The organism is Aquimarina sp. AD1, assembly GCF_003443695.1.
GTDB lineage: Bacteria > Bacteroidota > Bacteroidia > Flavobacteriales > Flavobacteriaceae > Aquimarina > Aquimarina latercula.
This window is the reverse complement of the sequence record NZ_CP031966.1, coordinates 5,086,008-5,108,962: the sequence shown is the minus strand read 5'-3', so window position 1 is coordinate 5,108,962 and position 22,955 is coordinate 5,086,008. Positions and strand designations below refer to the sequence as shown.

The following is a 22,955-nucleotide window of genomic DNA, read 5'->3' as shown; positions in this document are numbered from 1 at the left end:
GGGTGCGCAGGGACCACAAGGTATTCAAGGACCGCAAGGTGACACTGGAGCACAAGGACCACAAGGTATTCAAGGACCTCAGGGTGATACGGGTGCGCAGGGACCACAAGGTATTCAAGGACCGCAAGGTGACACGGGTGCGCAGGGACCACAAGGTATTCAAGGACCTCAGGGTGATACGGGTGCGCAGGGACCACAAGGTATTCAAGGACCGCAAGGTGACACTGGAGCACAGGGACCACAAGGTATTCAAGGACCGCAAGGTGATACGGGTGCACAAGGACCACAAGGTATTCAAGGACCGCAAGGTGATACGGGTGCACAAGGACCACAAGGTATTCAAGGACCGCAAGGTGATACTGGTGCGCAAGGACCACAAGGTATTCAAGGACCTCAGGGTGATACGGGTGCGCAGGGACCACAAGGTATTCAAGGACCGCAAGGTGACACTGGAGCACAGGGACCACAAGGTATTCAAGGACCGCAAGGTGACACCGGAGCACAGGGACCACAAGGTATTCAAGGACCTCAGGGTGACACCGGACCACAAGGACCACAAGGTATTCAAGGACCGCAAGGTGACACTGGAGCACAGGGACCACAAGGTATTCAAGGACCGCAAGGTGACACCGGAGCACAGGGACCACAAGGTATTCAAGGACCGCAAGGTGACACTGGAGCACAAGGACCACAAGGTATTCAAGGACCTCAGGGTGACACGGGTGCGCAGGGACCACAAGGTATTCAAGGACCGCAAGGTGACACGGGTGCACAAGGACCACAAGGTATTCAAGGACCTCAGGGTGACACCGGAGCGCAGGGACCACAAGGTATTCAAGGACCGCAAGGTGACACGGGTGCACAAGGACCACAAGGTATTCAAGGACCTCAGGGTGATACGGGTGCGCAGGGACCACAAGGTATTCAAGGACCGCAAGGTGACACTGGAGCACAAGGACCACAAGGTATTCAAGGACCTCAGGGTGATACGGGTGCGCAGGGACCACAAGGTATTCAAGGACCGCAAGGTGACACGGGTGCGCAGGGACCACAAGGTATTCAAGGACCTCAGGGTGATACGGGTGCGCAGGGACCACAAGGTATTCAAGGACCGCAAGGTGACACTGGAGCACAGGGACCACAAGGTATTCAAGGACCGCAAGGTGATACGGGTGCACAAGGTATTCAAGGACCGCAAGGTGACACTGGAGCGCAGGGACCACAAGGTATTCAAGGACCGCAAGGTGACACGGGTGCACAAGGACCACAAGGTATTCAAGGACCTCAGGGTGACACCGGAGCGCAGGGACCACAAGGTATTCAAGGACCGGAAGGTGACACGGGTGCACAAGGACCACAAGGTATTCAAGGACCTCAGGGTGATACGGGTGCGCAGGGACCACAAGGTATTCAAGGACCGCAAGGTGACACTGGAGCACAAGGACCACAAGGTATTCAAGGACCTCAGGGTGATACGGGTGCGCAGGGACCACAAGGTATTCAAGGACCGCAAGGTGACACGGGTGCGCAGGGACCACAAGGTATTCAAGGACCTCAGGGTGATACGGGTGCGCAGGGACCACAAGGTATTCAAGGACCGCAAGGTGACACTGGAGCACAGGGACCACAAGGTATTCAAGGACCGCAAGGTGATACGGGTGCACAAGGACCACAAGGTATTCAAGGACCGCAAGGTGACACTGGAGCACAGGGACCACAAGGTATTCAAGGACCGCAAGGTGACACTGGAGGACAGGGACCACAAGGTATTCAAGGACCGCAAGGTGATACTGGTGCGCAGGGACCACAAGGTATTCAAGGACCGCAAGGTGACACTGGAGCACAGGGACCACAAGGTATTCAAGGACCGCAAGGTGATACGGGTGCGCAAGGACCACAAGGTATTCAAGGACCTCAGGGTGATACGGGTGCGCAGGGACCACAAGGTATTCAAGGACCGCAAGGTGACACTGGAGCACAGGGACCACAAGGTATTCAAGGACCTCAGGGTGACACCGGAGCACAGGGACCACAAGGTATTCAAGGACCTCAGGGTGACACCGGACCACAAGGACCACAAGGTATTCAAGGACCGCAAGGTGACACTGGAGCACAGGGACCACAAGGTATTCAAGGACCGCAAGGTGACACCGGAGCACAGGGACCACAAGGTATTCAAGGACCGCAAGGTGACACTGGAGCACAAGGACCACAAGGTATTCAAGGACCTCAGGGTGACACGGGTGCGCAGGGACCACAAGGTATTCAAGGACCGCAAGGTGACACGGGTGCACAAGGACCACAAGGTATTCAAGGACCTCAGGGTGACACCGGAGCGCAGGGACCACAAGGTATTCAAGGACCGCAAGGTGACACGGGTGCACAAGGACCACAAGGTATTCAAGGACCTCAGGGTGATACGGGTGCGCAGGGACCACAAGGTATTCAAGGACCGCAAGGTGACACTGGAGCACAAGGACCACAAGGTATTCAAGGACCGCAAGGTGACACTGGAGCACAAGGACCACAAGGTATTCAAGGACCTCAGGGTGATACGGGTGCGCAGGGACCACAAGGTATTCAAGGACCGCAAGGTGACACGGGTGCGCAGGGACCACAAGGTATTCAAGGACCGCAAGGTGACACTGGAGCACAGGGACCACAAGGTATTCAAGGACCGCAAGGTGATACGGGTGCACAAGGTATTCAAGGACCGCAAGGTGACACTGGAGCGCAGGGACCACAAGGTATTCAAGGACCGCAAGGTGACACTGGAGCGCAGGGACCACAAGGTATTCAAGGACCGCAAGGTGACACGGGTGCACAAGGACCACAAGGTATTCAAGGACCTCAGGGTGATACGGGTGCGCAGGGACCACAAGGTATTCAAGGACCGCAAGGTGACACTGGAGCACAAGGACCACAAGGTATTCAAGGACCTCAGGGTGATACGGGTGCGCAGGGACCACAAGGTATTCAAGGACCGCAAGGTGACACTGGAGCACAAGGACCACAAGGTATTCAAGGACCTCAGGGTGATACGGGTGCGCAGGGACCACAAGGTATTCAAGGACCGCAAGGTGACACGGGTGCGCAGGGACCACAAGGTATTCAAGGACCTCAGGGTGATACGGGTGCGCAGGGACCACAAGGTATTCAAGGACCGCAAGGTGACACTGGAGCACAGGGACCACAAGGTATTCAAGGACCGCAAGGTGATACGGGTGCACAAGGTATTCAAGGACCGCAAGGTGACACTGGAGCGCAGGGACCACAAGGTATTCAAGGACCGCAAGGTGACACGGGTGCACAAGGACCACAAGGTATTCAAGGACCTCAGGGTGACACCGGAGCGCAGGGACCACAAGGTATTCAAGGACCGCAAGGTGACACGGGTGCACAAGGACCACAAGGTATTCAAGGACCTCAGGGTGATACGGGTGCGCAGGGACCACAAGGTATTCAAGGACCGCAAGGTGACACTGGAGCACAAGGACCGCAAGGTGACACTGGTGCGCAGGGACCACAAGGTATTCAAGGACCTCAGGGTGATACGGGTGCGCAGGGACCACAAGGTATTCAAGGACCGCAAGGTGACACTGGAGCACAGGGACCACAAGGTATTCAAGGACCGCAAGGTGATACGGGTGCACAAGGACCACAAGGTATTCAAGGACCGCAAGGTGACACTGGAGCACAGGGACCACAAGGTATTCAAGGACCGCAAGGTGACACTGGAGCACAGGGACCACAAGGTATTCAAGGACCGCAAGGTGATACTGGTGCGCAGGGACCACAAGGTATTCAAGGACCGCAAGGTGACACTGGAGCACAGGGACCACAAGGTATTCAAGGACCGCAAGGTGATACGGGTGCGCAAGGACCACAAGGTATTCAAGGACCTCAGGGTGATACGGGTGCGCAGGGACCACAAGGTATTCAAGGACCGCAAGGTGACACTGGAGCACAGGGACCACAAGGTATTCAAGGACCTCAGGGTGACACCGGAGCACAGGGACCACAAGGTATTCAAGGACCTCAGGGTGACACCGGACCACAAGGACCACAAGGTATTCAAGGACCGCAAGGTGACACTGGAGCACAGGGACCACAAGGTATTCAAGGACCGCAAGGTGACACCGGAGCACAGGGACCACAAGGTATTCAAGGACCGCAAGGTGACACTGGAGCACAAGGACCACAAGGTATTCAAGGACCTCAGGGTGACACGGGTGCGCAGGGACCACAAGGTATTCAAGGACCGCAAGGTGACACGGGTGCACAAGGACCACAAGGTATTCAAGGACCTCAGGGTGACACCGGAGCGCAGGGACCACAAGGTATTCAAGGACCGCAAGGTGACACGGGTGCACAAGGACCACAAGGTATTCAAGGACCTCAGGGTGATACGGGTGCGCAGGGACCACAAGGTATTCAAGGACCGCAAGGTGACACTGGAGCACAAGGACCGCAAGGTGACACGGGTGCGCAGGGACCACAAGGTATTCAAGGACCGCAAGGTGATACTGGTGCACAAGGACCACAAGGTATTCAAGGACCTCAGGGTGACACGGGTGCACAAGGACCACAAGGTATTCAAGGACCGCAAGGTGATACTGGAGCACAAGGACCACAAGGTATTCAAGGACCTCAGGGTGACACTGGTGCGCAGGGACCACAAGGTATTCAAGGACCGCAAGGTGACACCGGAGCACAAGGACCACAAGGTATTCAAGGACCGCAAGGTGATACTGGTGCACAAGGACCACAAGGTATTCAAGGACCGCAAGGTGACACGGGTGCGCAGGGACCACAAGGTATTCAAGGACCGCAAGGTGACACTGGTGCACAAGGACCACAAGGTATTCAAGGACCGCAAGGTGATACTGGAGCACAAGGACCACAAGGTATTCAAGGACCGCAAGGTGATACTGGTGCACAAGGACCACAAGGTATTCAAGGACCGCAAGGTGATACTGGTGCACAAGGACCACAAGGTATTCAAGGACCGCAAGGTGATACTGGTGCACAAGGACCACAAGGTATTCAAGGACCGCAAGGTGACACGGGTGCGCAGGGACCACAAGGTATTCAAGGACCTCAGGGTGACACGGGTGCACAAGGACCACAAGGTATTCAAGGACCGCAAGGTGACACAGGAGCACAAGGACCACAAGGTATTCAAGGACCGCAAGGTGATACTGGTGCACAAGGACCACAAGGTATTCAAGGACCTCAGGGTGATACTGGTGCGCAGGGACCACAAGGTATTCAAGGACCACAAGGTGATACTGGAGCACAAGGACCACAAGGTATTCAAGGACCGCAAGGTGACACGGGTGCGCAGGGACCACAAGGTATTCAAGGACCGCAAGGTGACACGGGTGCGCAGGGACCACAAGGTATTCAAGGACCACAAGGTGATACTGGAGCACAAGGACCACAAGGTATTCAAGGACCTCAGGGTGACACTGGTGCACAAGGACCACAAGGTATTCAAGGACCGCAAGGTGACACTGGTGCACAAGGACCACAAGGTATTCAAGGACCGCAAGGTGATACTGGTGCGCAGGGACCACAAGGTATTCAAGGACCGCAAGGTGACACCGGAGCACAAGGACCACAAGGTATTCAAGGACCTACTGGTGTTGGAATTCCCCAAACTATATCGATTAGTGATCATGACATCACATTATCAGATGGTGGTGGAACCGTGACAGTACCAGATGATACTATATATAATACCGATGGCACTTTAACTGGCAATAGGGTGATGACAATGGGTAATTTCAATCTACAGTTTGATTCAGACTTAGATAATAGAAATACCTTAACTCTTCGAAGAACTAACAACGCAAGAGAGCTCGGTATTTCATTTAGAAACTCTGGTAATGCTTATGCTGCGGCAATTGGATTTGGAACAACGGCTAATGGTAATAACAATGGACTAAATTTCTATGCCGGTGGTAATCAAGGTGATCCAGCAGATATTCAAGAAACATTAAGTCTAAGAAATAATAATCAAATTAGATTTAGCCGATATGGAACTATAGACACCTATCAATTTGATAATACCCCTACTCGATTCTTAGGAATTGAAGCGGATGGCGATGTAGTAACTGTAGATCCAGCTTCTATAGGAAGTGATGACCAAACTGCTTCTGAAGTAGATTCTGATACTCCTGTAGATGTAGATGGTGATGGAAATACCGAAGCAACAGTAGAAGATGTAATTCAGGATATTGCACCGATTACCTCTAAGGCTGCCAGGATATTCTATCCTCCATCAATTGCTATTGATGCAAGCACTATTTCAGCAAATACAGCTGCTCCAGGTGATGAAAGTGTAGATCTTTATCAACAATATATCGATCAATTTACATTAGCAAATGCAGCTACATCACAATCAAGTGCTGGTGCTCCTGGGGCTATCCCAACATATGCGGCCAATGAATTATATTACTATGTAACATATTTTGACCCTACAGTTTTTGCAAACGTTGCTATTGATGCGAACGGAGTTATGACCTATGATATAATAGGTACTCCTGCTGACTATAACACATTAATTAATGTAGTATTCGTAGTACGATAATTTTTATATGAAACTCGTCAAATTATATAAAATAGCATCTAAACATCTAATTACTAGTGTTATTACTATGTCTTTGTTCCCTTATACTTTCTTTTCTCAAGAAACATATAGAGACAATTTTAGTACCGTATCCTACGCAAACAATAATGGAACTCAAAATTGGGCAGGAAACTGGATTGAAACCAATGACAACAACAGTCCTAATAATGGATTTATTAGGATAACAGGAGGAGATCTTAGACTTGATTGGTTATTTGTAAATGCTGAAAACATAAGAAGAACCGCTAATCTTACTGGAGCTTCATCTGCAACTTTATCATTTGATTGGGAAACCAGTGGTTTAGATGGCGGAGTGAATGGAGAAGAATTAAACATTCAAATATCCTCAGATGGCACAAATTTTACTGATATTGGATCATTTACAGGAAGCCAGACCGGAAGTTTTAATCAAGATATAACCGGATTTATTTCTGCTAATACAACAATTAGATTTATTAATAATGGAGGTTGTGGTTTTTGTAATTGGGAAAATGGAGAATTTGCTTTAATTGACAACCTAGAAATATCTGCAGTTTTCGGTCCAATTGTTTCCGTAATTGACTTGACAGTTAATGAGAACGTAGGAACAGCAACTATTACCGCAAGGCTTACCGGTGGTAATATACCTGGAGGTTTTTCCGTAGATTACAACACCATAGATAATACCGCTTTTGCAGACTCTGATTACATTACTTCTTCTGGCACATTAAATTTTGCTGGAAATCTTAATGAAACGCAAACCTTTACAGTGCCTATCGTAAATAATGCTTTTGGAGAAAACGATGAAACATTTTTTATAAATCTTAGTAATATAAGTAATGCTTCTGTAAGAATGGGTAATGGTACAATAACAATTAATGATGATGGAGATCCAACAATACCTAATGAAGTACCTTTAACACTTTTTGATGAATTCAATGGATATTACGATTATGCAGTAACTGCAGGATCTTTTAGAACTTCAGATAATAATGTAGATCCCTGTGCCATAGGAGCAGCATCCTCAAATACGCTTACCACCTCAATTCCTGCTGGTTCTACTATAGAAAAGGCATATTTAACCTGGGCACATTCAGGTCCTTCACCAGATGATGTCGTAACTTTTGAAGGTCAAACCGTTGTTGCTGATGTAATATACTCGGCTAATCAATTGGCACAATACTATAGTATGAAAAGTGATGTTACCTCTATTATTAATGGAATAGCGGATCCAAGTAATGAGACATTTGAAATTACCGACCTTAGCATCACGGTCAATGGATATTGCGGAACAATAGTATTAGGAGGCTGGTCTTTAATGATTTTTTATACAAATCCTTCTTTACCAGCCGTAAGTATTAATTTTTATGATGGGTTTAATTCAGAACAAAATTCATCATCTAGCTATACCCTTGATGGTTTTTTTGCAATTGGTAGTTCTGGTTCTAAAACATCCGTACTTGCATGGGAAGGAGATGTTAATTTTACAGGAGGAGAAACCATTACTTTGACCTCTGGAGTAAATACAACAACCTTAAACGGAGATGGCGATAATACAGGAGGAACTCAAAATGTTTTTAACTCAACTATTTATGACGACACGACAGCCCCTATAATCAATGATTCTTCACAGTTTGGTGTAGATTTAGATACTTATGATATTTCTTCACTTATATCTCAAGGAGCCAACTCTGCTACAACTAATGTTAATGTAGGAGGAGATATCGTATTACTTAATTCTGTATTACTTAAAGTACCTAGTAACTTAATGACAGGTACTGTTTTTGAAGACATGAATTATCCAGGAGGAACAGGAAGAGATCTTACCACTTCATCTGGAATAGGAATAGAAGGAGCTCTTGTAGAACTATATGATAATACAGATACTTTTATCGATTCGGATATTACCGATTCAAACGGAGACTATAATATAGGCGGTATGGCTAATGGAACCTACACGCTGCGTGTTGTAAATAATACCGTACGTTCGACTAGAGGTGGCGGTACTACTTGCACAACTTGTATACCTGTTCAAACATTCAGATCGATATTTGCTGCTAGCACTATAGGATCAGTAACAGATGAGATTGGTGGTACTAACCCTCTTAATGAAGATGTTGTAGCTGGGACAAATACAAACGCGCAAACAATTTCAACTATAACAATTCTAAACGAAGGAGCCGTTGGCATTGATTTTGGTTTTAATTTTAACACCATAGTAAATACTAACTCTAGTGGCCAAGGCTCTCTTGGTCAGTTTATAATTAACTCTAATAATCTCGACGAAACTGGATTAAACATTGAAGCTAATGGTATTTTTGATCCAGCAGCTGGTCAAGACACTTCTATTTTTATGATACCTCCTACTGGGGATCCGTTGGGAAGAGCTGCGGACCCAAACTTTGTTACTGGTTTTTTTGATATCAATTTACCAAACGTAGATCCACTGGATGATATCACAGACGATTCAACTCATATAGATGGTAGAACCCAAACTGCTTATTCTGGTGACACAAATACTGGTACAATCGGATCCGGAGGAACCATTGTTGGTATTTCGGGGATTACATTACCAAATTATAATTTACCAGAAATACAAGTACGTAGTGATTTTGGTGATGTCATTCAATTACAAGCATCAAATCTTGTTATAAGAAACTTGGCAGTATATGGCGGAAACAGAAGAGCAATACGACAAGATTCTGGAACAGGAAATCTAGTAACAGCAAATCTTCTAGGTGTCAACGCCCTAGGAGTTACTGGAACTGTTGGTGTTGGAAGTTATGTAGATGACGGTTTTGAAATTAATGGAGGACAAGTAACTCTTGATGGTAACTATATTTCCTCTAATACTGACTTTGGAATTTCTGTAAATGGAGGTACATCAACGCTAATACAAAATAATCACATAACCAATAATGGTTTTAGAAATTGTGAGTATAACATTAGAATTGCTAACGGAAGCGGTGTAGTAATCCAAAACAATCTTATAGATAACTCCGCTGCTACTGGCATTTTTGACAACCAAGGTAACGTAACTATTACAGAAAACACAATTACAACAGCTGGAAGTAATAGTGGTGCTGGATGTACTGAACTTAGTGGTATCAATTTAGCGCAAAGTAATTCTTCTATTACTAATAATATTATTGATAATAATGGAGGAGCTGGTATTGTATTAAATGGTGGAACTACTTCTGGGAATCTGATATCTCAAAACTCTATTTTTGCTAATGGTACTGTTGCCGATGCACTCGGTATAGATATTGCAAGTGATGGAGTTACGATTAATGATGTTGGAGATGCAGATACAGGTCCCAATGGAAGTTTGAATTTTCCTCTTTTGGAATCCGTAACCATTTCAGGAACAAATTTAAAAATAATAGGATGGTCTCGTTCAGGAGCAATAATAGAAGTTTTCTTAACAGATATAAACCAAGGAACCGCTACTGTTGGAGATAATCAATTAGGTCTTAGTCTGGATTATGGTGAAGGTCAAACGTATTTAGGTTCTGGCACGGAAGGAAGCGGTGCGGATCTTGACAATACTATCTCATTATATACTAATGCCGATGGAAATACAGATAACACCAATAGATTTAACATTAGTATACCATTAGGTACAACAATTCCTGTTGGCAGTTTAGTTACTAGTACTGCAACAATATCAAACACTACTTCTGAATTTGGAAATAGAACTATTGTTGGAGCAGCAACGGTTATTACTAATCGAAAAATTACATATAGAGTAAAACCCAATTAATATAAATATAATAAAAACGCTTAACGTAAAAAATTTAAAACTTATAACTTAAAAAAACACAGTATCACCCAAACATTATGCATAAACATCGTCATCATTGTAAAATATTCACGAAAAAGAATCTTTTCAAGGTTTAGCTACTCGATCACTGAATAGTTTATCCCCTTATATTTTATTAAAAACATATTTCTTCTTCATTCTAAAATGTAGCAAGACAAAATTATTCTTGCAAAAGAAAATGTCTTACAAATTAATAAGTGAAAATATATCTTATCGTGAAATATATGTACTTCGTCGACAAAAAAATGCATTTCAACGATACTTTTGTGAATTTTTTTTTAAAAAAAAGTAGGATGTATGAATAATTTTTATATATTCGCAGTAATTGATTTATGGTTTAACCGTAAAATCAAATTTTAAAAGATATGCCCCAAAATAAACTCTACATAACGTTATTCATACTAGCTGGTTTTATTTCCAATGCTCAGTTGTCTTTTCATAATTTCGGAAATTTACAAATACATGATGAAGGTCAAGTAGGATTTCATCTAGATGTAATTAATGATGGAACCTTTGATCAAAATCGTGGGTTCGCTGGTTTTTACAATCAGAACAATTTAACAATTTCGGGAAGTAATCGTCCTATTTTTCACGATATGGAAATCGATGTAATTGATGATTTGTTTTTAGAAGTTCCTGTAGGGGTTAATAATTTTCAAGAATTTACAAATGGAAGAGTTTTTACTCCCAGAGATCAAAAACAGATTTCATTAGATTACATAAATGATGCACCATACTTAGGAGAAAATGATGATCGTTATGTTGATGGTTATGCTTCAATAACTGGTCAATTAGATTTTTCTTTTCCTATTGGTGATGATTTCCGTCATAGACCAGCACGTATTGAAAGTCAAGCTGCAACTAATACCGCAAAAGCAGCTTATTTCTTTGAAAATCCTAATTTCCCTAATTTCTTTCCTGGAAATTTTGATACTAACAGTTTTGGAGATTTATTATATGGAATTAGTATTTTCGAATTTTGGGATGTAGACGGAGACCAAGAGACAAGAGTTACCTTAACTTGGGACACTAATAGTAATATTCCTACTTTAGTAAATGATTTATCTGATCTTAGAGTTGTAGGATGGGATCCTAATTTAGAACAATGGATTAATCTAGGAAATACTTTTGTTACGGGAGATCTTGATAGCGGAGAAATTACTTCTGAATTAATCGTTCCTGATAATTTTGTAGCTTTAACTTTTGGAACATCTGGTCTTATACTTGATGGAGACTTAGAAATCTTTACAGCTGTTTCTCCTAATGGTGATGGATTTAATGATACTTTCGTAATACAAGGATTAGTTCAATACCCTGATAATGAGCTATTCGTATATAATCGTTGGGGAGTTTTAGTATACAATAAAAAAGCTTATCATGAAGTACAGCAAACTTCAGAAGGCTTTAATGGAATTTCTGAAGGTAGAGCTACTATAGCTAAAGGAGAAGAATTGCCTGCTGGAACTTATTATTATGTTTTAAACATAGAAGGAACAAAGGATAGAGCTGGTTATCTTTACGTAAATAGATAGATTCTAATCTCAATTATTACTTAAATAACTGAGGTAAAAGCATATTTTTTTAATCAGAGCTTCTAAATAACACTTCACATTTGAGTATATACGGAATCGGACTACCACAATTCCTCAAAACCTCAAAACATACACTATTTTTTTGAAACCATAAACTCATTAATATTAGTTAATGATTTCGCTAATAACAAAATAGACTTCTAAAATCATGTTAAATATTAGATTCTCTAATAAAAGTATCAAATTTGTTATCTCATAAATCGTAATAATTTCTAAAATAATTATACTTTTAGCTATTGGTGTGTGTATTATCTATACTGTATACACTCAATTTTAGAAAAACAATTGTAAACTAATTACTGATGAAAGAAAAAGCTGGAAAAATCCAAGATATAATCGATAAAAAATTTTTAGAAGAGCGTAGTGTTTTTCTATGGGGTCAAGTAGATGACAAATCTGCTAAACACGTCATTGACAGGCTTATGTATCTAGATATGATTAGTAATGATGAAATAAAATTATATATAAATAGTCCTGGTGGTTATGTTACATCTGGATTTGCAATGTATGATACTATAAAAGCATTGAAAAGCCCTGTATCTACAATCTGTACAGGACTAGCAGCATCCATGGGTTCTATTTTATTAAGTGTAGGAGAAAAAGGACGCAGGTTTATTCAACCTCATGCTAAGGTAATGATTCATCAACCAAGTGGTGGAGCGAGAGGACAAGCCTCTAATATAGAAATTCAAGCTACCGAGATTCTTAAAACTAAAGAGTTAAGTGCTCAAATTCTTGGAGACAACTGCGGGCAAGAGATTGAAAAAGTACTAAAAGATTTTAATCGAGATTATTGGATGGATGCACAAGAATCTATTGAATATGGTATTGTTGATGGAATACTAGAATAGTATAAATTAAAAACACTTTACAAAATCAAGTCTATATCCATATGTTAAGAAGGGATTTCATAAAAATTAGTGGATTAGGCATTACTGCACTCTCATTATCTTCACTGAATATGATTCAATTAGAATTTACCAAAGATGATTTAATGGGAAAAAGTAATCCAGTTTTTTATGGAGATACTTATAAACTGAAAAAAGAAGCGCACGAAGCATTTTTAAAAATGAAAAATAAAGCTTCGGAAAGTGGTATTAGCATAAAAACTGTTTCGAGTTATCGAAACTATGCACATCAAAACAGAATCTGGGAACGTAAATATAAAAAATTTACTAAAGAGGGCTTATCCCCTATTAATACCATAAAAAAAATAATAGAATATTCTACTATTCCCGGGACTTCACGTCATCATTGGGGTACAGATATAGATATCGTAGACGGAACACCTAAACAACCAAAAGGCCTTCTTCTAGAAGAAAACTTTCATGAAGAAGGTCCATTTTGTAAATTCAAGGAATGGATGGATATTCACGCCAATAGTTTTGGATTTTATCTAGTTTATACAAACAAAAAAGATAGAAAAGGTTTTAAATATGAACCTTGGCATTATTCCTATGCACCTCTATCTATACCCATGCTCAAATCTTATAAAAAACTGGATATAAAAAACGAATTACAAAATGCTAATCTATTAGGTAGTAATCATTTTACAATCGATTTTATACAACAATATATTACTGAAAATGTATTAGATATCAATCCTAAATTACTGTAAAACATACTAAAACATATTTCTTTCAGTTATACTAAAAAAGCCCTTTAATATTTTATGAAAGTATTTTGTAAATTTTTCTTTACGGTATGTATCGCGACAATTATAGTTTCTTGTTCATCTGAGGACGATTCTATAAACTCAAATATAAATACAGATGAACTTACCAATGAAACAAACATTTCTGATGATATACTTGCATTAGTAAATCAACATAGACAAAGTCTTGGATTATCAACATTATCCAAAAACAACACTGCAGAGCAACTCGCTATTGATCACACAAAATATATGATATCTATTGAAGAAATCAATCACGATAATTTTAATCAGCGAGGAAATATATTAGGAGATGAAGAGAATGCTACTGGAACTGCCGAAAACGTCGCTAGATTTTATTCTGATGCTCAGAGTGTTGTTGACGGTTGGTTAAATAGTACAGGGCATCGAGAAAATATAGAAGGTAATTATATGTATACTGGTATCTCCGCAATTAAAGACGAGAATGGTAGATATTATTATACTCAACTTTTTTATCGTTAACCAAGCATCAATTATGCTAATTAGCACAATTCGTATTTAAAAATACGAATTTGAATCCCCTAGTAGTCGCTTACCAAAAAATGACCTCTTTTACATTTATTTGGTAAGCAACTTTTATATTTAGTAACTTTATAACTCAAAAACTTTTACTCTAACCAAAAAATAATTGATGAGACGCGGTGGATTAAAAATAAGAATATTAATAGGTCTTGCTATTGTGGCTTTTGCTTTTATCAAGAAATGTAATAACAAAACCCATAATGAATATACAGATAGAGTTCAGAATATTAATATGACTACGGAACAGGAAATCGCTATTGGTCTCCAAAGTGAACCTGAAATGACTAGACAACACGGAGGACTATATCCAGATCAAAGGCTTCAAAATTATGTCGATAACGTTGGAAACAAACTTGTCAACAATACGATGGCTAGAGAATCTGATTACCGATATGAATTTCATCTTCTAGCCGACCCCAATACTATTAATGCTTTTGCATTGCCAGGTGGTCAAATATTTATAACCTATGCACTTTACTCTAAATTACAAAATGAAGATCAACTAGCTGGTGTACTAGGTCATGAAATTGGACATGTTTTGGGACGACATTCTGCAGAACGTATAGCAGAACACGAGTTTTGGAAAACAATATCAACAGGAGCCTCTGTAGGTGCTGATGCTGGTGGACTTGTAAATGGTATAGGACAAAATGTTCTTTTAGGAAACGGTAGAGACGATGAATTAGAGAGTGATAAATTAGGGGTTTTATTTATGATAAATTCTGGTTATAATCCTCAAGAAATGATTGGAGTAATGGAAATTCTAAAAAAAGCCGCTGGACCTAACCGTACTCCAGAATTTCAAAGTACGCATCCTGACCCGGATAATCGTATTGAAAAAATTCAAGAAGCCATTAAAGAATATAGTGTACAATAAAAACTTCGATTCGTAAATTACGAATCGAAGTTTTTAGGAGTTTTACAATTAAATTTTTAGGACATTTCTTTAAGGAGATCTATTGCTTCTTTAGCATTAGCTAATTCTGCAAATTTTAATGCAGTATTACCTTGACTGTCTTTAGCCTTAAGATAAGCTCCTTTTCCAACTAATAATCTTATAATATCAACTCGATTATACCTAGCTGCATACATTAAAGGTGTTTTTCCATCTAACCTTAGATTTACATCACTCCCTTCATCTATCATTTTTGCCACAGTATCAAGATCCCCCTTAATAACTGCCATAAAAAAAGGATCCACTTTATTAATAGTTAATTCATAATCTTTACTATCACTTACCTTTACTTTTTCCGAAGCAAAGTTTACAGGCATAATGAACAGAATCATTAATACTGACATAATTGTTTTTCTCATAATGTTGTGAATTATTGAAGTTAGTATATTGATTTATTATTTTTTTAAAAATTATAAAAGAGATAATCGGTTTTTATGCACCTACCTAATTTACAGATTTTTAACCAATAATCAACTTAAAAATTTGATAATATTTTAAAAATTTAACATTTTAATCACGAATATTTAAATTTATAACTTCCTAATTTATCAATTATTTACACATGTGAGTTAAAAAAATTATTGTTTATCTTAGATAAACCAAAAATTCAATTATCGTCATTAAAACCCTATCAATCCTAAGAATTAACTATTTTATACCTTGTTCACTAAGATCTATTAATAGTTCCTCAAAAAAACATCTAAACAAAACAATCTAAACCTTCAAAAATCAGAAATCAGTATCAACAGGTTTTTGTCTGCTTCTATTCTATATTGTAATTTAGCCTCTAATCAAAGTTGTCAGCAATCAGTTAAATAAGTGATTGAAAAACATCAAATCGTATATAGAAAAAGAAATGAACAAAAAAGTAATCTTAATGATTCTGGATGGATGGGGAACATCGCCAGATCCTAAAGTTTCTGCAATCGATCATGCTAAGACTCCATTTATTGATAATTTATACACAAAATACCCTAACGCTTCCTTAAGAACGGACGGTTTACACGTTGGACTTCCTGATGGCCAAATGGGAAACAGTGAAGTAGGTCATATGAATCTTGGAGCAGGAAGAATAGTATATCAAGATTTAGCCAAAATTAATATGGCTATCAAAAATGATACACTAAAAAATGAGCAAACACTGATTGATGCCCTTAAGTATGCTAAAGAGAATAATAGAAATGTTCATCTATTAGGATTGGTTAGTGACGGAGGCGTTCATTCTCATATTAATCACATCAAGGGACTATTAGACGTAGCCAATTCTGAAGGATTAGAAAATGTTTTTTTACACGCATTTACTGATGGCCGCGATGTAGATCCAAAATCTGGAATAAATCATATCAAGGAAATTAAAGATTATATGGATACATCTACCGGAAAATTAGCTTCTGTCATTGGACGATACTATGCTATGGACCGCGATAAAAGGTGGGAACGTGTTAAACTAGCATATGACCTTCTTGTTAATGGAACAGGAACACCCACTGATAATGTTATTGAAAGTATTCGAAAAAACTATGATAACGATATCACTGATGAGTTTATTAAACCAATAGTAATAGAAGAAAAAGGGGCTCCTGTAGCCACGATTAAAACAGATGATGTTGTAATATTCTTTAACTTTAGGACAGATCGTGGTCGTGAACTCACAGAAATGCTTTCTCAATCCGACATGCATGAATATAATACTCATAAGCTTTCTCTATATTATGTTACGATGACTAATTATGATGAAAACTTTAAAAACACTCATGTAATTTATGATAAAGACAACATCACAGAAACCTTAGGCGAAGTATTATCCAAAGCTGGCAAAAAACAGATTCGTATAGCGGAGACAGAAAAATATCCTCATGTTACATTTTTCTTTTCTGGAGGGCGAGAAGAACCATTTGAAGGTGAATCCAGAATTCTTAGAAATTCTCCAAAAGTTGCTACTTATGATCTTAAACCCGAAATGAGTGCATTTGAACTAAAAGATGCATTAGTTCCTGAATTAGAAAAAGGTGAGACAGATTTTATCTGTCTAAATTTTGCTAATGGGGATATGGTAGGTCATACAGGAGTCATGGAAGCAGCAATAAAAGCTTGTGAAGCTGTCGATCAATGTGTAAAAGATGTTGTAACAAGTGGACTAGAAAATGGATATACCACTATATTAATCGCAGATCACGGTAATTGCGAAACTATGATTAATCCAGATGGATCTCCTCATACAGCACATACAACAAATCCTGTTCCTGTTATATTAATTGATACTGATGGAATTGAAATAGAAGATGGAGTCTTAGGGGACATTGCGCCAACTATATTGGACCTTATTGGTCTAGAACAACCAAAAGCGATGACACAAAAATCTTTATTGAAGAAATAGATAGTAAATACATAAAAATATAAAGATGAGTTTAGCAATTCTTATACTCATCTTTATATTTTTTTTGCGTTATTTTTTAACATTAAATACATAAATTAAATATTTTAAAATAAAATTAATATTGAATTTATCTTTTTAATGCATACGCCGAACCTTGTGCAAGATCTTTTAAAAAGCTAATACATATGTTAAAGTTCATCTGAAAAAAAGGGTTTAAATACTTCATAACTATCTGATTTTTAAATTACACCTTAAATTTATTCATTAATTATCTTCTAAACAGCAATTTTCGCTTAGTAAGTCTAAAACATAGCTAAAACGTCACTTATATAAGACGAAAGAAATTCAAATTCTAATTATCTAATATTTCATTTTAGTATCTTTAATATATTATTATAAATTTTATAATAATTATACGCAGCGAAATCCTACATCCTCAGTTAAGTTTTATGAGAGTAAGCACTAACCCTTATTCATGAATAAAGAAGAACAAGACAGACTGGTTAAAGCTTGTAAAAAGAATGACCGGAATGCTATGGAAAAAATATATAATACTTTTATGCCCAGGATGCTTGCGGTAAGTTTTCGCTATTGTAAAAATCAATCAGATGCAAAAGATATTGTACAAGAAGCATTTATCAAGGTTTTTAAAAACATAAAAAAATATAAACATAATGGTACATTAGGAAGTTGGATCGAAAGAATTGTAGTTAATTGTGCTATTGATGATTGGCATAAGAGAAAAAAAACAGTTTTAATAGATAATTCAGAGTCCATAGAAGAAAGTGAAGTACAAGAATTAGATGATTTTGAAAAAGATCACTTTTCTAAAAAACTTTCTGCAGACAAATTAAGAGCACTAATAAATGAACTTCCTGAACAATATAAATATGTATTAAACTTATATGCCATTGAAGGATATTCGCATAAAGAAATAGGAAAAATATTGAAGATTAAAGAAAGTACATCTAGATCTAACTATACGAGAGCGAGGAAAAAGCTTTTAGAAAATATGAGAGCTATCGGAATAGAAAAATATCAATAAATCTCTAAATGAGAAACTGATGAAAGAGGATAAAGACCTTTTAAAAGAGTTTTTGCAGACAAAATTTAAAGACGACATTATGGAATCGTCTGGAGATGGCTTTGATCTCATTTTTGATGCTGTACAAGAAAAATCCGATGACAAAAATTTGTTTTATTGGTATACCGCTGGTTTCATAATTCTAATGATTATTGGCGTGTTTACTATATACTATTTTAAAAATGATAGTACTTCAGACATTAACATAGAAACAACCAATACAGAAACTACTACTAAAAATAAAAATAGTAATCTTACGACTATAGTTCTTGATTCTATCTCGGAAAAAAAAGAAACTAATATTACGCTCATTACAAAAGATGAACCAACTGAAGATCCAGATCAATCTTCTAAGAAACCTAAAAATAGACAGATAGATGTAACTAACTTGGAGCCAGAAGACGAAATTATCGAAAAAGGTGTTATTACAGTAACGTATACTGCTTCTGACAAGTATGCATTTACAGAAAGAACAAAATACAATACACTACCAGATTCTAGTACGATTGTAGTAAGAAAAAATAGTAAGATAAACTTTACAGCAACAAAACAAGGGTATCGCAGAGCTGATATTATGGGTACCGTATTTTTAAACATTCGAAAAGATGAACACAAACCATTCATTCTTTTTGGAAAACACGGTAAAGTACAAATTACTGGTAATTCTTTTGCTATGCATTCTGCCCCGGAAGCGGATTTAATGACTTTAATCCAAGGATCTGCAAAAGTAGTTCATAATAAAACAAAAGAAGTGAAAATATTAGCTCCTGGGGAGAGTTTACGAATAGATGATAGAGGAATTTCGGTATTAGAAAAATCTCCGAATCGATTTGCGTGGAAAACTGGCAAATTATTTTATCAAAATACTACCGTAAACGAAATCATTAATGACCTTGGAAATAATTACGATGCCAAAATCCTATTAAAAAATCGTAATATATTAGACTGTAATTATTCTGGATCCTTTAATAATGATAAGATCTCACAAATATTAAAAAAGCTAACAACATCTTTAAATCTTAAATTAATTAAAGAAGATGATGTATATATAATTACAGGAAAAGGATGTACTAAATAAAGAGATTGATAATCTCTCAATCGTCTAAGTGTAATAAAATTTTCAATATCAAAAAACCGGATCTTCATAAAAGTACTCTAATATAAAAAACACCTCTACTCAACTTTACAGAACTACTGAGTAAACCCTATCTATGTATTAGAACTTGAAAGATAGAATAGACTTTCTAATGCACAAACCAAATAAACTATAAGACCATATTTAATAGAAAATACGAACCTCTTTTACAAGGTTCTAAAAAAATATTCAACGCACCTGTAAGACACTTACTAAGGAGATATAACAACTTTACCATAAAACTTTGATAGGATATACTCTCTCTAATCTAATCAATAAGTAACCTTATATTTCTTTTAAAACTAAATCAAAAGACATAAAAAAACCGCCTGCAAATATTTTGCAGACGGTTTTTAGAATTTAACTAAACTATCTATTATAAATCAAAAACAATAGACTCTCCATTATCTCCGGTTAGTACAACCTCTTTATCGCAAGCTCCATCTCCGAAATCAATATTAAAATTAACACCAAAACTACTGGTGAAATCTAAAGATCCTTGAACTGGATATCTCAAGAAATTCAATCTATTAAAACAAGCCACTTTATATACTAAAGGTTCGTTTTCTACAGATTCCGATTTCATAAAATATGTTTGTGTTATACCTTCTACTAAAGAAGATTCTTCTAAAATAACAACCTCATCCGTCGAGAATCTATTTTCAAATGTAAAATTCCTATTTGTCGTATAACGATACGAATCACCATTAGGTTCAGTAATTACCCCATCAATAACAACATCAAAAACCTTCGTTGTTTCTGTACTTAATGCTGAATTTTGTTCAGCAACTCTATAACCATCAAATGTATAACCTTCATCTCCCCTAACGTTTTTAAACACAGTAGAATCCTTCCATTGCTCGTTGAACACTCCAGCCACATAGTATTCTAGTTTACCGCTCCAATCATCAAATTGGCATTGTTCCTCTCTATAATCTAAAATCATTTTACTATAATAATCATACTCCTCGAAACCTAGTAATGGAGTCTCTTCATTAGACACCAACAATTCTATAGATACACAACTGCTTTGAGAACTCTTAGAAGAACTTTGCACCTCATTAAAAGCTGACTCAGAAATTAAATCAAACCCGTCCATCGCTCCATCTAAACTATTATACATTTCAAAATTTTCTTTATCGCTATTCTGGATCGATACGTTATCATCCATATCCTCTACGGCACAACTTACCATTAATCCTAATCCTACTATACAAATCAATAATTTTTTCATGGTTTACTTTTTTAAATGAATATTATAATGTGTTTTCTATCTATTAAACCTGAAAAAATAAAAACGCTGCGTATTTTTTTATTTTTTTTAAAGTGCTTCTGATTTTTTCGCAAAAAACTTAAGTAAAATAGGGTTTTACAGCGCAACATTTTTTTATAAAAAGACATGTTTTATATAAAATTAATCCTATGTTGATTTAAAAATTCTATAAAACTATCATCCTAAGAGCACTAAAATGGGAATTCTTATCAGAGATTAAAACTTGATCAATTGACTGAATCCTAATATTCTTTGTAAATTTGCCATCCTTAATGAGGATATTATGATCATTACTAAAACACGTGAAGAAATTGAATTAATGCGCGAGAGTGCCCTGATTGTCTCTAAAACACTTGGAATGCTTGCTCCGGAAGTTAAACCAGGAGTAACTACACTTCAATTAGATAAACTAGCAGAAGAGTTTATTAGAGATCACGGAGCTATTCCTGGGTTTTTAGGATTATATGATTTTCCTAACACTTTATGTATGAGTCCGAATGCTCAAGTAGTACACGGTATTCCTAATAATACTCCATTAGAAGAAGGAGATATCATCTCCATAGATTGCGGAGCCATTAAAAATGAATTTTATGGTGATCATGCATATACTTTTCCCGTAGGAGAAATAACTCCAGAAGTTGCACACTTACTCAAGATTACCAAAGAGTCACTATATAAAGGTATTGCCGAATTAAAAGTTGGAAAACGTGTAGGTGATGTTGGGTATGCAATTCAGAAATTTACCGAAGAAGCAGGATATGGTGTGGTAAGAGAATTAGTGGGGCACGGATTAGGGCGTAAAATGCATGAAGATCCAGAAATGCCTAATTACGGTCGCCGTGGAAGGGGTAAAAAACTTGTAGAAGGAATGGTAGTAGCAATAGAACCTATGACTAATATGGGAACACACCGTATAAAGCAATTAAGAGATGGCTGGACAATACTTACTGCAGATGGTAAACCAAGTGCTCATTTTGAGCACGATGTAGCTATTATAGATGGTAAGCCCGAAATTCTTTCTACGTTTAAATATATTTATCAGGCATTAGGTATAGAATCTGATGAAGAAGATGCATTTAGACAAGAATTATTAGCGGTTTAGTTTTTTTCCAAACATGAAAAAACTCTTCAAGTTTATATTAAACACAATTCCTAGGCCTTTATTAATTCGTTTGAGTTATGCTGTAAGACCTATAATCTCTATATTCCTTAAAGGAAATACTTTTACAGATCCTATCGATAGAAAAAGTTTTTCTAAGTTTTTACCATATGGATATGGAAATCAAAGAGACAATGTTCTTTCACCTTCTACCCTTTCTCTAGAGCGTCATCGATTACTTTGGTTGTATTTAAAAAATGAAACTGATTTTTTCACTGCTAAAGCTAAAGTATTACATTTTGCTCCTGAACAGGCTTTTTATAAAAAATTTAGACATTTAAAAAACTTAGAGTATACTACTACAGATCTTAACTCTCCATTAGCAGATGTAAAAGCAGATATTTGTGACCTCCCATTTGATAGTAATCAATATGATATCATATTTTGTAATCACGTTTTAGAACACATTCCTGATGACACTAAGGCGATGCAAGAATTACTAAGAGTTCTAAAACCTGGAGGTATGGCTATCCTTCAAATCCCGCAAGATCTTAATAGAGCGGTTACTTTTGAAGACAATACTATTACTGATCCTAAAGAACGTGCTCAAATTTTTGGTCAATATGATCATGTAAGAGTCTACGGAAGAGATTACTTTGAAAAACTACGTTCTATTGGTTTTAAAGTTAATGAGGTTGATTATACCAATGAATTATCTAAAGAAGAAGTAATCAAATACTGCCTAGCTCCTGGAGAAATACTTCCCGTTTGTTATAAGGCTTAAAG

At 38.1% G+C, this 22,955-nt stretch carries 14 protein-coding genes and 2 pseudogenes; 14 read left to right on the top strand and 2 right to left on the bottom strand.

Translation table 11 applies throughout. The features are described from left to right. Positions 1 to 592: 592 nt before the first annotated feature. From D1815_RS24115 to D1815_RS21960, 9 genes and pseudogenes are all read left to right on the top strand, one after another. Positions 593 to 1,894, top strand: a pseudogene (locus tag D1815_RS24115) (collagen-like protein); the annotation flags it as partial. 687 nt (positions 1,895 to 2,581) lie between these two features. Next, positions 2,582 to 3,883 (top strand): annotated as a pseudogene (locus D1815_RS24110) (hypothetical protein); the annotation flags it as partial. 1,830 nt (positions 3,884 to 5,713) lie between these two features. Then, positions 5,714 to 6,595: a hypothetical protein gene (locus tag D1815_RS24055; protein ID WP_240337534.1), complete on the top strand. Its 882-nt coding sequence runs from the start codon at positions 5,714 to 5,716 to the stop codon at positions 6,593 to 6,595. Between the two features lie 7 nt (positions 6,596 to 6,602). Further along, on the top strand, positions 6,603 to 10,376 hold the full coding sequence (locus D1815_RS21985; RefSeq protein ID WP_233557627.1) for an S-layer family protein: 3,774 nt from the start codon (positions 6,603 to 6,605) through the stop codon (positions 10,374 to 10,376). A gap of 425 nt (positions 10,377 to 10,801) precedes the next feature. Beyond that, on the top strand, positions 10,802 to 11,968 hold the full coding sequence (locus D1815_RS21980) for a gliding motility-associated C-terminal domain-containing protein (RefSeq protein WP_035086810.1): 1,167 nt from the start codon (positions 10,802 to 10,804) through the stop codon (positions 11,966 to 11,968). A gap of 362 nt (positions 11,969 to 12,330) precedes the next feature. Continuing rightward, the gene (locus tag D1815_RS21975) at positions 12,331 to 12,879 is read left to right on the top strand and encodes a ClpP family protease (protein WP_027395685.1); all 549 of its coding nucleotides are present in this window, start codon (positions 12,331 to 12,333) and stop codon (positions 12,877 to 12,879) included. A 41-nt stretch (positions 12,880 to 12,920) separates the two neighbouring features. After that, a complete protein-coding gene (locus tag D1815_RS21970) occupies positions 12,921 to 13,646 on the top strand; it encodes a M15 family metallopeptidase (protein WP_027395686.1) in 726 nt (241 codons plus the stop codon). A gap of 54 nt (positions 13,647 to 13,700) precedes the next feature. Next, positions 13,701 to 14,186 carry a CAP domain-containing protein gene (locus tag D1815_RS21965; RefSeq protein WP_051336376.1) on the top strand — a complete coding sequence of 162 codons (486 nt, stop codon included), beginning with the start codon at positions 13,701 to 13,703 and terminating at the stop codon, positions 14,184 to 14,186. Positions 14,187 to 14,355: 169 nt separating this feature from the next. Continuing rightward, positions 14,356 to 15,123 carry a M48 family metalloprotease gene (locus D1815_RS21960; protein WP_027395687.1) on the top strand — a complete coding sequence of 256 codons (768 nt, stop codon included), beginning with the start codon at positions 14,356 to 14,358 and terminating at the stop codon, positions 15,121 to 15,123. 56 nt (positions 15,124 to 15,179) lie between these two features. On the opposite strand, the gene D1815_RS21955 is transcribed toward D1815_RS21960, so the two are convergent. Further along, positions 15,180 to 15,560, bottom strand: a complete 381-nt coding sequence (locus tag D1815_RS21955; protein WP_118389458.1) for an ankyrin repeat domain-containing protein — start codon at positions 15,558 to 15,560, stop codon at positions 15,180 to 15,182. A 497-nt stretch (positions 15,561 to 16,057) separates the two neighbouring features. Between D1815_RS21955 and gpmI the strand changes: the two genes are divergently transcribed. The 3 genes from gpmI (at position 16,058) to D1815_RS21940 (ending at position 19,740) form a co-directional block, all read left to right on the top strand. After that, positions 16,058 to 17,578, top strand: a complete 1,521-nt coding sequence (gene gpmI / locus D1815_RS21950) for a 2,3-bisphosphoglycerate-independent phosphoglycerate mutase (protein ID WP_118389456.1) — start codon at positions 16,058 to 16,060, stop codon at positions 17,576 to 17,578. A 475-nt stretch (positions 17,579 to 18,053) separates the two neighbouring features. Next, positions 18,054 to 18,623: an RNA polymerase sigma factor gene (locus D1815_RS21945; protein WP_118389454.1), complete on the top strand. Its 570-nt coding sequence runs from the start codon at positions 18,054 to 18,056 to the stop codon at positions 18,621 to 18,623. Positions 18,624 to 18,642: 19 nt separating this feature from the next. After that, positions 18,643 to 19,740: a FecR family protein gene (locus D1815_RS21940; protein WP_027395691.1), complete on the top strand. Its 1,098-nt coding sequence runs from the start codon at positions 18,643 to 18,645 to the stop codon at positions 19,738 to 19,740. Between the two features lie 433 nt (positions 19,741 to 20,173). Here D1815_RS21940 and D1815_RS21935 read toward each other — a convergent pair whose 3' ends face one another. After that, complete coding sequence (locus D1815_RS21935) at positions 20,174 to 21,031, bottom strand: hypothetical protein (RefSeq protein ID WP_118389452.1); 858 nt, start codon at positions 21,029 to 21,031, stop codon at positions 20,174 to 20,176. Between the two features lie 322 nt (positions 21,032 to 21,353). On the opposite strand from D1815_RS21935, the gene map reads away from it, so the two are divergent. Together map and D1815_RS21925 are read left to right on the top strand one after the other, a co-directional pair. After that, positions 21,354 to 22,172: a type I methionyl aminopeptidase gene (gene map / locus D1815_RS21930; protein WP_027395693.1), complete on the top strand. Its 819-nt coding sequence runs from the start codon at positions 21,354 to 21,356 to the stop codon at positions 22,170 to 22,172. A gap of 13 nt (positions 22,173 to 22,185) precedes the next feature. Next, positions 22,186 to 22,953, top strand: a complete 768-nt coding sequence (locus tag D1815_RS21925; RefSeq protein ID WP_118389450.1) for a class I SAM-dependent methyltransferase — start codon at positions 22,186 to 22,188, stop codon at positions 22,951 to 22,953. Positions 22,954 to 22,955: the final 2 nt, after the last annotated feature.